Genomic DNA, 13,290 nt, shown 5'->3' with positions numbered 1-13,290 from the left:
AGCGCGAAACGGTCTGGTCACATCATCGCGGACACGGCATGCAGCCGTCGGCCTCGTGCGTAGTGTTGTGCTGCACCGCTCTACCGGTCTTTCTTCATGAACAGTCCGAATCACCCCGTTCCCGCCAATGAGCCATTGCCCCATCGCAAGGTCATCCGCTCGTGGCTGACACCGTTCGCCGAACGCCGCACCGCCTACGCGCTTCTGCTGCTCGTGTTCGACTACGTTTTGCTATTGTGTGCGCTCGCCGCGAGCGTGTTCGCGCACGGGTTCGTGCTGAAGACCGTATTCGGATGCATGGCGGGCTTCGTCATCGGACGGCTCTTCGTCATCGGTCACGACGCATGTCATGAGAGCCTGACCCGGCACCGCACGCTCAACCGCTGGCTGGGCCGGATCGCCTTCCTGCCGTCGCTCACGCCGTACAGCCTGTGGCAAGTGGGTCACAACGTGGTGCATCACGGCTACACGAACCTGAAAGGCGTCGATTTTGTGTGGGCACCGCTGACGATCCAGGAATATCGCGCCTTGAGTGGGCCACGGCGCGCACTGGAACGTATCTATCGCAGCGGCTGGGCGCCCGGTCTCTACTACATGATCGAAATTTGGTGGACGAAGATGCTTTTCCCGTCGCGGGCCGCCATGCCGACGCGGCGCCCCGTGTTCTTCCGTGACTGCACGCTGGTATCGGTGTTCGCACTGCTGTGGATCGGCGCGCTCGCGTGGATCGCTCGCGCGACGCAGCGGGGGGTGGTCCCGTCAATCGCATGCGGGTTCGGGGTGCCGTTCCTGTTCTGGTGCGCGATGGTGGGTTTCGTCGTGTACGCGCACCACACGCATCCGCAAATCCGCTGGTATGACGATCGCGCGAAATGGGGGCGTTCGGATCCGTTCGTATCCACGACGGTGCACTTGACCTTTCGCTGGCGTTTTGGCGCGCTGTTTCATCACATCATGGAGCACACCGCGCATCACGTCGACATGAGTCTCCCTCTATACGGGCTCGTCGGTGCTCAGCGAACCCTCGAAGCGATGCTTCCGGAACGGATCGTCGTGCAGCGGTTTTCGTGGCGTTGGTACTTCGACACCGCACGAGGCTGCAAACTATACGATTTTTCGACTGATCAGTGGACCGATTTCGCTGGTCGCGCGACGCACGTTCCTCTTACTAATTGAGTTCGTTACGTGCGGCCACTTCAGGTCGCGTTCAATGCAATTTGAATTTGATGACGAGGGTAAAAATGCCGGATATCAGCGGAAATGCGACAGCAATTGGCGATGCCAACACTCAGCAAATGGGTGCTGCCCTGACCGTTCAAACCTATGCAAATAGCGTTCTCGAACAGCCCCAGGTGGATTTTTCTGGCATCGACGGTCTGTCGCAATACCAGACACAAATCAACGACGGGCTCACCACCGCGAAAGGCCATGCGATCTATTATCTGGACACGCTGCAGCCCAGCCTGATCGAAAACATGGCAAACATCGACAACTACTACCAGCTCAACAAAGCACTACCGGCGACGCTGCCGGCAGGCTCGACTGTTGCTGAGTGGGCAGCCGCCCTCACGGCGGTGCAGCAGGAGTCGGTGAAATACCAAGGCGCCGCGAACCAGATTGTCACCAACCTCCAGACGCTTGGCGCGAATCTAACGACGGACTCAGCGGACTTCACAACCACCGTTACCAATATGAATAGTGCGGTTGGCGGAGCAGACGGGATTCTCGCCACCATCAAAGGGGAACTCAGCAAATTTCAGGCAGAAATCGACGGCGCAATCGCCGGAATCGTTCTGAGCGGGCTGGCTGTCGTAGGCGGCGTATTTGTCATCTGCGTAGGGGCGATCGCTGAGTTTGTCACCGCTGGCGCGTCTACCAGTGCAGTCATCGGCGGCGTTGGCATTGTCTTGGTGGGAGTCCTCGGTGAAGCCGGCTCGGCAGCCGGGCTCGTCGCAGCGAATAAGGCGAAGGCGTCGCTGCTCACCGAACAAGCGGACCTGAAGGAAGAGGTAAAGCTCGCTACGGCGATTAGTGGCGGCTACACATCACTTTCTACGCAGGTCAATGGCGCCATTACTGCAGCATCGGCGATGGCAAACGCGTGGGAAAGCATCACATCTGATCTGGGCGACATCATCGCCGATTTGAACAACGGGATTTCGAATGCGGACGAGATCCGCACCCTGTACATAAACGCGGCAAACGGCGAAATTGGGACGCTCCTGGCGGACATCCAGACGGTCAAGGGCCAAATGGCTGGCGTAACCGTGCAATCGGCCGCCGCGCAACAGACCGTAAGCGATCTCATCGCGAAGGTCGCCAATCTGCCCGCCTCAGCAGGAGTGGCGTAACGCGATCCGCTAGCCCGTGCGGCCTCCGTCGGGATTGATTCCAACGGAGGCGGCCCCGTCATACCACAACGAAGGAAAGAGACAACATGGGTCCTTTTTCACAGACTTTGGCCGCCCTGAACAGTAGTGTCTCCAAATTGCGGTCCATCCAAGGATTGCCCGGCGACGCGGTGCCAATTCAGAACTCCGTCTGCAATTCTCTTATCGGCATTCTGAAGGACGCCGCTCCTTTTTAGACGGCCCTGCTCGGCTATACCGGTTCGGCAATCACCGCGCTGAATGGTGCGCTCGCTGACCTTAAAAAAGGTGCAAGTCCGGGCTCGATAGCCAAAACTGTCTCGGACGTCGCTGCCACCATCAGTACGTACCAACAAAGCGCGACATCACTACTCACCCAATCGAACGCTGCCGCGGCTCTCATGTCGTCGTCGGTTACGCAGCTAGCCCACGTCGAAGGCTCTATCCAGAGTCAGATGACGACATTGCAGGCACAGGAAGGCGCGGCACGGGGCCAATTGGCTGCCGCCGAGGCCTCCAGCCTTAGCGACCTGACAAATCTGAAGACCGCGATCGATGACACTGCCGCAGACTTCACCGTGATTATTAACGATCTCAATCAGGACCCGTCTCCCTTCGTCGTTGAGCTTCGTTTAACCACTTGTATCGCAATGCTCGGCGTTCTACAGGCCGACGCTTCCTGATAGTTCGAAGCTTTCGCGCTGCTCAATCGGTGGCGGAAGCCACCGATGAGTGGCAACCAGCGTGCCATACTGAACGCATCTCAAGACGTGCCACCGGGGCTCGGGGTGAACATACCGTGTTTACGCCGACCGAAAATTCGGCCACATGCCACATGTAGGGATCGCGCCGACTGAAAATTGAGCCGGGCAATCAACCTATCCTGCTAGTTTTTCTGGCAGGGTGTTTGGGGATGATCCCGATGACGATGATTGGCAAGGTGCGGCGGATGTTCCACCGCCAGAACAGGTCGGTACGCGAGATAGCACGTCTCACAAGCCTGTCGCGCAACACGATTAGTAAATATCTGAACATGGATGTTCAGGAGGAGCCGAAGTATCAGCGGCGCTCCCAGCCGACCCGGTTGACGCCGTTTCATGAGGCGCTGGTGCAGGCGCTCAGTGTCGACGCGCGGCGGTCGAAGAAGGAGCGGCGCACCGCCTGGATGCTGTTTCAGGAGATCAAGGCGGGCGGCTACGACGGCTGTTACTCGCGGGTGACCGATTTCATCCGGGGCTGGCGGCAAGGCGAAGGCAAGGCGGTTTCGAAATCGGCGTTTGTGCCGTTGCGATTCGAACTGGGCGAGGCATTCCAGTTTGACCGGTCCGAGGAAGGACTGGTTGTCGGCGGCATTTACCGCAAGCTGCAGGTGTCGCACATGAAGCTATGTGCGTCGCGGGCGTTCTGGCTGGTTGCCTATCCGAGCCAGCGGCACGAGATGCTGTTCGATGCCCATACGCGCTCGTTCGCGGCCTTCGGCGGGATGGCCCGCCGGGGCATCCACGACAATATGAAAACGGCCGTAGACAAGGTTCACAAAGGCAAGGGTCGCACAGTAAATCCGCGTTTCGCAGTGATGTGCTCGCACTACCTGTTCGATCCGGACTTCTGCAACGTCGCCAGTGGCTGGGAGAAAGGCGTCGTCGAGAAGAACGTGCAGGACAGCCGTCTGCGCATCTGGATTGAGGCGCGTGCGCAACGCTTCGGCAGTTTCGCTGATCTGAATGCATGGCTGGCGACCCGGTGCCGGTCGTTGTGGGATCAGGTGAAGCATCCGGACTATCGTGACCTGAGCGTCGCCGACGTGTTCGAGCAGGAGCGCGCCCATCTGATGCCGATGCCGACACCGTTTGACGGTTACGGTAAGACTCGCTAACAAAGCCTGTCATCCGAAAGCAAGCAGCAGTTGCAGCCCGAGGTCGGCTGCCATGTCGTGCGCGCTGCGGCCATCCGGTGCGCACAGTTCTGCGTTCGCCCCATGCGCAAGCAGCATCTGCAGGACGTCGAGGCGAGCGCTCGCGGCTGCCTGCATCAGGCATGTGATGTCGTCGTCGTTCACATGGTCGATCGGCGCGCCGGCGTCGATCAGCCGCAGGATGGTCGCGGGGCCGCCGTGCAGGCACGCGAACCAGAGCGCATGGTTGCCGTCGTCATCGAGCGCGTCGGCGCGTGCGCCGAGTGCGAGCAACGCTTCGACCACCGCGTCCTCGCCATGCTGCGCGGCGCGCATCAACGGCGTTTCGCCGTTCACGCAGCGCGAATGGGGAGCAGGGAAGCCGTGGTACGCCAGCCAGGTGGAAAGTGCGGCGGGCACGATCGTTTCGAGTTGTGCATCGGGGTTCCGGACAACGCGCGAGGCCAGGCGTTCGCGGACGACGAAAGCAGTGTCAGTGTGCATGATCATGGTCGCGTTCGGGTGCAAGGGAACATCGGTTGGCGCAGCCGCGCGGGCGGCAGCCGCAGGGACCCGCGCCTCAGACGGGCCGGTTCTCGTTGGGGTTGCGCACTGGCCCCATCAATTCAAGTCCTTCGCTGTAGGTGATCGTCTCGAAGGTCACGTCGAACTTGATGGCCGCGTCCGCTACCGCATCCAGCTTGCCGCCTGAGTCCTTTTTCTTCAATTCGTTCTTTTCGAGGTACAGCAGTTCGAGCATCTCGTTGTAGACGGTGGACTCGAGAATCGGCAGCACATAGAACATCGCGCCCTTGTACGGCACCTGATATCGCTTGCTCAGGTCGATGTTGTCGCAAAACAGAAAGTACTTGCCATCCGCCGAGAGCGTGTCGCTGAGCACCTCGGCCACGTCCTTCAGATGCTCGAAGCTCAACAGATACCCTGCGAAGAACGGCAAGTGCTTATGGCCGATCGTCGCGCATGCCATCACCTGATCGCAGGTCAGCTCCGGCGGCCGCGCTTCGTCGGCGAGCTTTGGGGCAAACCGCAGCGCAAGTTCGCCGCGGAAGCCGACCCGGCCGAACTTGTTCGTCAGCCCCTTGAGAACCGGGTTGAGCAGACGGCCTTCATGTTCGAGACGGGCGAACGCGGTGTCGTCGATCTCCTTGTGCGCGAGCGTTTCGGTCATCACAGATCCTTGGGTTAAACAGCGTTGAAGAGGGATTCACGTCTGCGTATTGCGCATCCGGTCGGCGATTTTGAAAAACGCCTGCATCAGTTCATCGCGTAGCACCGGATCGACACCCGTCTCGTCGAACGCGGCGCGCATGCAAGCTAGCCACGCATCCCGTTCGGCGGTGCCGATCGCGAATGCGGCATGACGCGTGCGCAGCCGTGGTTGGCCGCGCTGTGCCGAGTACCGCTTGTCGGCGCCGAGCCATTCGCACAGATACAGCACCAGCACGGCCTTCGTCGAAGACAGGTCCGGGTGATGCATCGCGCGAATGCGCTGCGCGTCGGCCCGCGTATCCATGTGCCGATAGAACGCATCGACCAGGCGGATGACGGCGGTCTCGCCGCCTAGACGGTCGAAGTGCGTCTCGCGCGGCACCGGTCGCGAAGCTTGGGTGGCTGGTGTGTCCATGGCGCGATCAACGCAATAACCGAACCAGGCCGCAACCCGGCGATTGTCCGGCTGCACGCAGGCCAATGCGACAGAAATCGCACGACAAACGCGCCCGAATGGTTTCATTGGCGACGAAGTTCGCGTGGTTTGTCGCGAAATCGACAAGACAGAAGAGGAGTCCGCAAAAGTCCCGAACCAACCGCCGCAGCGCGGCGGGGCGGACGCGTCGCAGTACCGCTGGTGACGTGGCACAGAAGCTGCGTTTGGAGTCCAGCGCGGACACAGGTCCGGCCGATGCGTGGCTCGATATAAGAAGACCCATACAGGCACGACAGGCTGACATGGTCGCGGTTACGCAACCCTGATTTCAACCCTTCTTCCTGAATGGAGAAATGCAATGTCTAAACTTCGGCAAATCGCGTTCTACGGTAAAGGCGGTATCGGCAAGTCGACCACCTCGCAGAACACCCTGGCAGCCCTGACTGAACTCGGGCAGAAGATCCTGATCGTCGGCTGCGATCCCAAGGCGGACTCTACCCGCCTGATCCTGCATGCAAAGGCGCAGGACACCATCCTGTCGCTAGCGGCCGAAGCCGGCTCGGTGGAGGACCTCGAACTCGAGGACGTGATGAAGATCGGTTACCGCAACATCCGTTGCGTGGAGTCCGGCGGTCCGGAACCGGGCGTCGGCTGCGCGGGCCGTGGCGTCATCACGTCGATCAACTTCCTCGAAGAAAACGGCGCCTATGACGGCGTGGACTACGTGTCGTACGACGTGCTCGGCGACGTGGTGTGCGGCGGTTTCGCAATGCCGATTCGTGAGAACAAGGCGCAGGAAATCTACATTGTGATGTCCGGCGAAATGATGGCCATGTATGCGGCCAACAACATTTCAAAGGGCATTCTGAAGTACGCGAACAGCGGCGGTGTGCGGATCGGCGGGCTCGTGTGCAACGAGCGTCAGACCGACAAGGAACTCGAACTCGCCGAAGCGCTGGCGAAGATGCTCGGTTCGAAGCTGATCCACTTCGTGCCGCGCGATAACATCGTGCAGCACGCCGAGCTGCGCCGCATGACGGTGATCGAGTTCGCGCCCGAATCCAAACAGGCGGAAGAGTATCGCCAGCTCGCCACCAAGGTGCACAACAACGCGGGCAACGGCACGATCCCGACGCCGATCACGATGGATCAACTGGAAGACCTGTTAATGGAGCACGGAATCATGACGTCCATCGACGAATCGCAAGTCGGCAAGCCTGCAGCGGAACTGACCGCCTAAGCGAGCGCCGCTGCGCGCGGCCCGGTGTTCTTCTTCACGCGATGAACCGGGCCGTGCCGGCTACCCGCTGCCAGGCTTGATACTCACCCTATGGAGCATTCCCATGAGCGTCACTGTTGAAGAGCGCAAGGCCGCGAACAAGGCCCTGATCGATGAAGTGCTGAAGGCCTATCCCGAGAAGATGGCCAAACGGCGCGCCAAGCATTTGGGCACCTTCGAGGACGGCAAGCCCGACTGTGGCGTGAAATCAAACATCAAGTCATTGCCGGGCGTGATGACGATTCGCGGTTGCGCGTACGCCGGCTCGAAGGGCGTGGTCTGGGGGCCCATCAAGGACATGATCCACATCAGTCATGGTCCGGTCGGTTGCGGCCAGTACTCGTGGGCCGCGCGTCGCAACTACTACATCGGCACTACCGGTATCGACACCTTCGTGACGATGCAGTTCACGTCGGACTTCCAGGAAAAGGACATCGTCTTCGGCGGCGACAAGAAGCTCGACAAGATCATCGACGAGATTCAGGAACTGTTTCCGCTGAACAAGGGCATCTCGATCCAGAGTGAATGCCCGATCGGCCTGATCGGCGACGACATCGAGGCCGTCTCGAAGACGAAGAGTGCGCAGTATGAAGGGCACACCATTTTGCCGGTGCGCTGCGAAGGTTTTCGCGGCGTCAGCCAGTCGCTGGGCCACCATCTGGCTAACGATGCGATTCGAGACTGGATATTCGACAAGGCCGATCCGGACAAGCGGCCCGAATTTGTTTCGACGCCTTATGATGTTGCGATCATCGGCGATTACAACATCGCCGGCGATGCCTGGTCGAGCCGGATTCTGCTCGAAGAGATCGGCCTGCGCGTGATCGCGCAATGGTCGGGCGACGGCTCGATCGCCGAGCTCGAGAATACGCCCAAGGCCAAGCTCAATTTGCTGCATTGCTACCGCTCGATGAACTATATCAGCCGGCACATGGAAGAGAAGTACTGCATTCCGTGGGCGGAATACAACTTCTTCGGCCCGTCGATGATCGAGAAGAGCCTGCGCGAGATCGCCAGCCACTTCGACGACACCATCAAAGCCAACGCGGAGAGGGTGATCGCCAAGTATCGTCCCCTGGTCGATGCGGTGAACGCGAAGTTCAGAGCGCGCCTGCAGGATAAGACCGTGATGCTGTTCGTTGGGGGCCTGCGTCCGCGCCACGTGATCGGCGCCTACGAAGACCTCGGCATGAACGTGGTCGGCACCGGCTACGAATTCGGCCACAACGACGACTATCAGCGCACCACGCACTACGTGAAGGACGGCACACTGATTTACGACGACGTGACCGGCTACGAGTTTGAGAGGTTCGTCGAACAGGTCCAGCCCGATCTGGTCGGCTCCGGCATCAAGGAAAAGTACGTGTTCCAGAAGATGGGCGTGCCGTTTCGCCAGATGCACAGCTGGGACTATTCCGGTCCATATCACGGCTACGACGGCTACGCCATTTTCGCGCGCGACATGGACATGGCCATTTCCAGCCCGGTGTGGGGGCTCGCCAAGGCGCCCTGGAAGAAAAACCCCTAACGCCGGCCACCGGACTGATCACCGGACGGCAGGCCATTGAATTGAATATCAGGAGCATCCCGTGCCCCAATCCGCAGACCAGATTCTCGACCAGGAACTCCTGTTCCGTGAGCCCGAGTACCAGAAAATTTTTCGCGCGAAAAAGGAAAATTTCGAGTTCAACCATTCAGACGAGCAGGTCAAGCAGATCGTCGAGTGGACCAAGAGCGAAGACTACCGGCAAAAGAACTTTGCACGCGACTCGCTCACCATCAACCCGGCCAAGGCCTGCCAGCCGCTCGGCGCAGTGTACGTGGCCAACGGCTTTCACAAGACGCTCAGTTTTGTGCATGGCTCGCAGGGCTGTGTAGCGTTTTACCGCTCGCACTTCTCGCGTCACTTCAAGGAGCCGACCTCGTGCGTCAGCTCGTCGATGACCGAGGACGCGGCGGTGTTCGGCGGCATGAACAACATGATCGACGGCCTCGCAAATGCGTACAACCTGTACAAGCCCGACATGATCGCGGTCTCCACGACCTGCATGGCGGAAGTGATCGGCGATGACCTCGACGCGCTCATCAAGAGCAGCAAGCAGAAGGGCAGCGTGCCGGAAGACTATGACGTGCCGTTCGCGCACACGCCGGCCTTCGTCGGCAGCCACGTGACCGGCTACGACAACGCGCTGCTCGGCATCCTCAGGCACTTCTGGGACGGCAAGGCCGGCACAGCGACGCCGCTTGAGCGCGTGCCCGACGAGAGCGTCAACTTCATCGGCGGCTTCGACGGCTACGTGGTCGGCAACATGAAGGAAATTCGCCGCATCTTCGATCTGTTCGGCGTGACGGTGAACATCATCTGCGACCCATCCGAAACGTGGAATACGCCGACCGACGGCGAATTCCGGATGTACGAAGGCGGCACGACCAAGGAGGAAGTCGAGCGCGCGTTGAACGCGAAGGCGACCTTCGTGTTCCAGGAATACTGCTGCGAGAAGACCAGCAAGTTCATTGGCGAGCATGGCCAGGAAGTGGTGGTGCTGAACTCGCCGGTTGGCGTCGCGGGCACCGATCAGTTCCTGATGGAAATCTCGCGCGTGACCGGCAAGCCGATTCCGGCGCAACTGGAGAAGGAGCGAGGCCAGCTCGTCGATGCGATGGCCGACAGCCAGGCTCACCTGCACGGCAAGCGCTTTGCACTCTACGGCGACCCGGACCAGATGCTGGGCTACACGCGGTTCCTGCTGGAACTCGGCGCCGAGCCGGCTCACGTGCTGGCGACCAACGGCAACGAAACCTGGGCTGCGAAGGTGCAGGCGCTGTTCGACGCGTCGCCCTACGGCGCCGGCTGCAAGGTGTATCCGAAACGCGATCTGTGGCACATGCGCTCACTGCTGTTTACCGAGCCGGTGGATTTCCTGATCGGCAACACCTACGGCAAATATCTGGAGCGCGATACCAAAACGCCGTTGATACGCATGGTGTTCCCGATCTTCGATCGCCACCATTACCATCGCTTCCCGACCTGGGGCTATGAAGGTGCGTTGCGGGTGCTGGTCACGCTGCTGGACGAGTTCTTCGAAGCGCTCGACGCCAACACGATCGACGTGGCGAAGACCGACTACAGCTACGACATCATTCGCTGAGAGAAACGTCCATCCATCAGGAGCACGTCATGTCTGCTTCGCTCAATGCCCAAATCACCGAAGTTTTCGACGAGCCGGGTTGCGACAGGAATCAAGGCAAGAGCGAGAAGGAACGCAAAAGGGGCTGCACGAAGCAGCTTTCGCCGGGTTCGGCCGCAGGCGGGTGCGCGTTCGACGGCGCGAAGATCGCTTTGCAGCCGGTAGTGGACGTCGCACACCTCGTGCACGGGCCGATTGCCTGTGAAGGTAACTCGTGGGACAACCGGCACGCCGCTTCGTCCGGTTCGCAACTCTATCGCACCGGCTTCACCACCGATATCAACGAACTCGACGTGGTGTACGGCGGCGAGAAGCGCCTGTTCAGGAGCGTGCGCGAAATCATCGAGAAATACGATCCGCCCGCAGTGTTCGTCTACCAGACCTGCGTCACCGCGCTGATCGGCGACGACATCGAGGCAGTCTGCAAGCGCGCCACCGAACAATTTGGCAAGCCGGTGATTCCGGTCATTTCTCCCGGTTTCGCCGGGCCGAAGAATCTGGGCAACAAGCTTGGCGGCGAGGCGATCCTCAACCATGTGATCGGCACGCGCGAGCCCGAGTACACGACGCCGTATGACATCAACGTCATTGGCGAATACAACCTGTCGGGCGAACTCTGGCAGACCAAGCCGCTGCTCGACGCGCTGGGCATCCGTATCCTCTCGTGCATCTCCGGCGACGGGCGCTACAACGAGATCGCAAGTTCGCATCGCGCCAAGGTCAACATGATGGTCTGCTCGAAGTCGATGATCAACGTCGCGACAAAGATGCAGCGGCGCTACGGCATCCCTTACTTCGAGGGCTCGTTCTATGGGATCGGCGACATGAGCGACACGCTGCGCCATATCGCCAGCCTGCTCGTGCAGCAGGGCGCGCCGCACGATCTGCTCGAGCGGACCGAGCGCCTGATCGCCGCCGAGGAAGCGCGCGCGTGGGAGCGCATCGCGCACTACAAAGCGCGCCTTACCGGCAAGCGGGTGTTGCTCATCACAGGTGGCGTGAAGTCTTGGTCGGTGGTTTCCGCGCTGCAGGAAGCAGGGCTCGAAATCGTCGGCACCAGCGTCAAGAAGAGCACTAAGGAAGACAAGGACAAGATCAAGGAGATCATGGGCGACGACGCCCACATGATCGACGGCATGACGCCGCGCGAGATGTACGCGATGCTCAGGGACGCACGGGCCGACATCATGCTGTCGGGTGGCCGCTCACAGTTCGTCGCATTGAAGGCCCGCATACCGTGGCTCGACATCAATCAGGAACGCCACCACCCTTATGGCGGCTACGAGGGGATCGTCGAGCTGGTGCATGAGATCGACCGCGCGATCTACAACCCGGTGTGGCAACAGGTGCGGATCCCTGCTCCGTGGGGCGACGACGAGGGAGCGCTCGGTGTGGTCCAGGCGCAAGCCGCCCGCCCGCTGTCGAGCGCCGCGGGGTAGGGGCGATGAGCCTCGAACCCGGTATACCGACCTGACGCCCCCGAACTCGAGAACATGCCATGGCCGATGTCGTCGAATCTATGAAAGCCTGTGCGGTCAATCCGCTCAAGCTGAGCCAGCCGCTGGGCGCGAGCCTCGCGTTCCTTGGGCTCGATGCCTGCATGCCCGTGATGCACGGCTCGCAGGGCTGCACGTCGTTCGGCCTCGTGCTGCTGGTGCGCCACTTCAGGGAGGCGATCCCGCTGCAGACGACAGCCATGGACGAAGTCACCGCGGTGCTCGGCGGCTACGAGAACATCGAGGCCGCGCTGCTCAACATCCGCAAGCGCGCTGCGCCGAAGGTCATCGCGATCTGTTCAACAGGTCTCACCGAGACCGAGGGCGACGACGTGGACGGCTATCTCGTTACCGTGCGCAAGCGCAAGCCCGAACTCAACGACACCGAGATCGTCTATGTGTCGACCCCCGACTATGTCGGCGCATTCGAAGACGGCTACCGGCATGCGATTACCGGCATCGTCAACGCGCTGGTCAAGGCGTTGCCAACGGTGGCCAATCAGGTGACGCTGCTGCCCGGCAGCCATCTGTCGCCTGGCGACATCGACGAACTGCGCGAGATCATCGAAGCGTTCGGCTTCGACGTCATCGTGCTGCCCGACATTTCCGGCTCGCTCGACGGCCATATCGCGCCGGACTGGCGCGGCACCACACTGGGCGGTACCACGCTCGCGGAGATCCGGGCCGCGGGTGCATCGGCATTGACGATCGGCGTGGGCGAGCAGACGCGCGACGGCGCCGAGGCATTGCATGCTATCGCCGGCACACCGTTCGAAGTGTTCGGGCGGCTCACCGGACTGGAACCCAACGATCGTCTGCTGCAATTGCTCGCGCAGCGCTCCGGACGACCCGTTCCCGCGAAATACCGGCGTCAGCGCAGCCAATTGCTCGATGCGATGCTAGACGGCCATTTCTACACCGGAGGCATCAAGGTCGCGATCGGCGCAGAGCCCGATCTGCTGTTCGCGCTCGGCAGCATGCTGCACGAGATGGGCGCGCAGTTGCGCTGCTGCATCAGCACGACGCGATCGCGCGCGCACGCGTTGCTGCCCGCTGATCAGGTCGTGATCGGCGATCTCGAAGACATGGAGCGCGCCGCGGCGGACTGCGACCTGCTGATCACCCATTCGCACGGCAGGCAGATGGCCGAGCACCTGCAAAAGCCGCTCTTCCGGATCGGTTTTCCGGTCTTCGACCGGGTTGGAAACGCACATCGACGCTACGTCGGCTACCGCGGCACGATGAACCTGATCTTTGAGATCGCCAACCTGATGATCGAGCAGATTCCGCATCACGATCCGGGCGACTGGCCGCTGCCGCAGGCCGCTATCGATCTGGCCGCGCGCGATCCGGCGCGCGAAGCGAACATTCCTGTCGTCGCGGCCGGTGCTTGACCCA

At 60.9% G+C, this 13,290-nt stretch carries 11 protein-coding genes and 1 pseudogene; 9 read left to right on the top strand and 3 right to left on the bottom strand.

Annotated features, from left to right (window positions below; all coding sequences use genetic code 11):
- The first annotated feature begins 96 nt into the window (after positions 1–96).
- The 4 genes and pseudogenes from OKW29_RS02260 to istA form a co-directional block, all read left to right on the top strand.
- Positions 97–1,176: a fatty acid desaturase gene (locus OKW29_RS02260; protein WP_429289807.1), complete on the top strand. Its 1,080-nt coding sequence runs from the start codon at positions 97–99 to the stop codon at positions 1,174–1,176.
- Positions 1,177–1,241: 65 nt separating this feature from the next.
- A complete protein-coding gene (locus tag OKW29_RS02255) occupies positions 1,242–2,351 on the top strand; it encodes an HBL/NHE enterotoxin family protein (protein ID WP_429289806.1) in 1,110 nt (369 codons plus the stop codon).
- A gap of 473 nt (positions 2,352–2,824) precedes the next feature.
- Complete coding sequence (locus OKW29_RS02250; RefSeq protein ID WP_184072340.1) at positions 2,825–3,052, top strand: hypothetical protein; 228 nt, start codon at positions 2,825–2,827, stop codon at positions 3,050–3,052.
- A gap of 239 nt (positions 3,053–3,291) precedes the next feature.
- Positions 3,292–4,230 (top strand): annotated as a pseudogene (gene istA / locus OKW29_RS02245) (IS21 family transposase); the annotation flags it as partial.
- A 24-nt stretch (positions 4,231–4,254) separates the two neighbouring features.
- Here the strand turns inward: istA and OKW29_RS02240 are convergent.
- The 3 genes from OKW29_RS02240 to OKW29_RS02230 form a co-directional block, all read right to left on the bottom strand.
- Complete coding sequence (locus OKW29_RS02240; RefSeq protein ID WP_184072342.1) at positions 4,255–4,773, bottom strand: ankyrin repeat domain-containing protein; 519 nt, start codon at positions 4,771–4,773, stop codon at positions 4,255–4,257.
- Between the two features lie 70 nt (positions 4,774–4,843).
- Positions 4,844–5,452, bottom strand: coding sequence for a hypothetical protein (locus tag OKW29_RS02235; RefSeq protein ID WP_184072344.1), 609 nt, complete (start codon positions 5,450–5,452; stop codon positions 4,844–4,846).
- Positions 5,453–5,488: 36 nt separating this feature from the next.
- A complete protein-coding gene (locus tag OKW29_RS02230; protein ID WP_026226291.1) occupies positions 5,489–5,908 on the bottom strand; it encodes a group II truncated hemoglobin in 420 nt (139 codons plus the stop codon).
- A gap of 379 nt (positions 5,909–6,287) precedes the next feature.
- Here OKW29_RS02230 and nifH point away from each other — a divergent pair, with 379 nt between their 5' ends.
- The 5 genes from nifH (at position 6,288) to nifN (ending at position 13,286) form a co-directional block, all read left to right on the top strand.
- Positions 6,288–7,169, top strand: coding sequence for a nitrogenase iron protein (gene nifH, locus OKW29_RS02225; RefSeq protein WP_018423167.1), 882 nt, complete (start codon positions 6,288–6,290; stop codon positions 7,167–7,169).
- 103 nt (positions 7,170–7,272) lie between these two features.
- Positions 7,273–8,736: a nitrogenase molybdenum-iron protein alpha chain gene (gene nifD / locus OKW29_RS02220; protein WP_133667172.1), complete on the top strand. Its 1,464-nt coding sequence runs from the start codon at positions 7,273–7,275 to the stop codon at positions 8,734–8,736.
- Between the two features lie 61 nt (positions 8,737–8,797).
- Positions 8,798–10,357 (top strand): nitrogenase molybdenum-iron protein subunit beta, encoded by a 1,560-nt coding sequence (nifK, locus tag OKW29_RS02215; RefSeq protein WP_429289805.1) that lies wholly within the window; start codon positions 8,798–8,800, stop codon positions 10,355–10,357.
- A gap of 29 nt (positions 10,358–10,386) precedes the next feature.
- Entirely contained in the window at positions 10,387–11,835 is a 1,449-nt protein-coding gene (nifE, locus tag OKW29_RS02210) for a nitrogenase iron-molybdenum cofactor biosynthesis protein NifE (protein ID WP_429289804.1), read from the top strand.
- Positions 11,836–11,894: 59 nt separating this feature from the next.
- Positions 11,895–13,286 carry a nitrogenase iron-molybdenum cofactor biosynthesis protein NifN gene (gene nifN / locus OKW29_RS02205; RefSeq protein WP_429289803.1) on the top strand — a complete coding sequence of 464 codons (1,392 nt, stop codon included), beginning with the start codon at positions 11,895–11,897 and terminating at the stop codon, positions 13,284–13,286.
- Positions 13,287–13,290: the final 4 nt, after the last annotated feature.

Source organism: Paraburkholderia sp. CI3 (assembly GCF_050436505.1).
Taxonomy (GTDB): domain Bacteria; phylum Pseudomonadota; class Gammaproteobacteria; order Burkholderiales; family Burkholderiaceae; genus Paraburkholderia; species Paraburkholderia tuberum.
This window is presented reverse-complemented; position numbering and strand designations above follow the sequence as displayed.

What these genes read in the sequence shown, in the direction of transcription:
- OKW29_RS02260 (WP_429289807.1), top strand. Translation starts at nt 97, where the DNA reads ATGAACAGTCCGAATCACCCCGTTCCCGCCAATGAGCCATTGCCCCAT.
- OKW29_RS02255 (WP_429289806.1), top strand. Translation starts at nt 1,242, where the DNA reads ATGCCGGATATCAGCGGAAATGCGACAGCAATTGGCGATGCCAACACT.
- OKW29_RS02250 (WP_184072340.1), top strand. Translation starts at nt 2,825, where the DNA reads ATGACGACATTGCAGGCACAGGAAGGCGCGGCACGGGGCCAATTGGCT.
- OKW29_RS02240 (WP_184072342.1), bottom strand. Translation starts at nt 4,773, where the DNA reads ATGATCATGCACACTGACACTGCTTTCGTCGTCCGCGAACGCCTGGCC.
- OKW29_RS02235 (WP_184072344.1), bottom strand. Translation starts at nt 5,452, where the DNA reads ATGACCGAAACGCTCGCGCACAAGGAGATCGACGACACCGCGTTCGCC.
- OKW29_RS02230 (WP_026226291.1), bottom strand. Translation starts at nt 5,908, where the DNA reads ATGGACACACCAGCCACCCAAGCTTCGCGACCGGTGCCGCGCGAGACG.
- nifH (WP_018423167.1), top strand. Translation starts at nt 6,288, where the DNA reads ATGTCTAAACTTCGGCAAATCGCGTTCTACGGTAAAGGCGGTATCGGC.
- nifD (WP_133667172.1), top strand. Translation starts at nt 7,273, where the DNA reads ATGAGCGTCACTGTTGAAGAGCGCAAGGCCGCGAACAAGGCCCTGATC.
- nifE (WP_429289804.1), top strand. Translation starts at nt 10,387, where the DNA reads ATGTCTGCTTCGCTCAATGCCCAAATCACCGAAGTTTTCGACGAGCCG.
- nifN (WP_429289803.1), top strand. Translation starts at nt 11,895, where the DNA reads ATGGCCGATGTCGTCGAATCTATGAAAGCCTGTGCGGTCAATCCGCTC.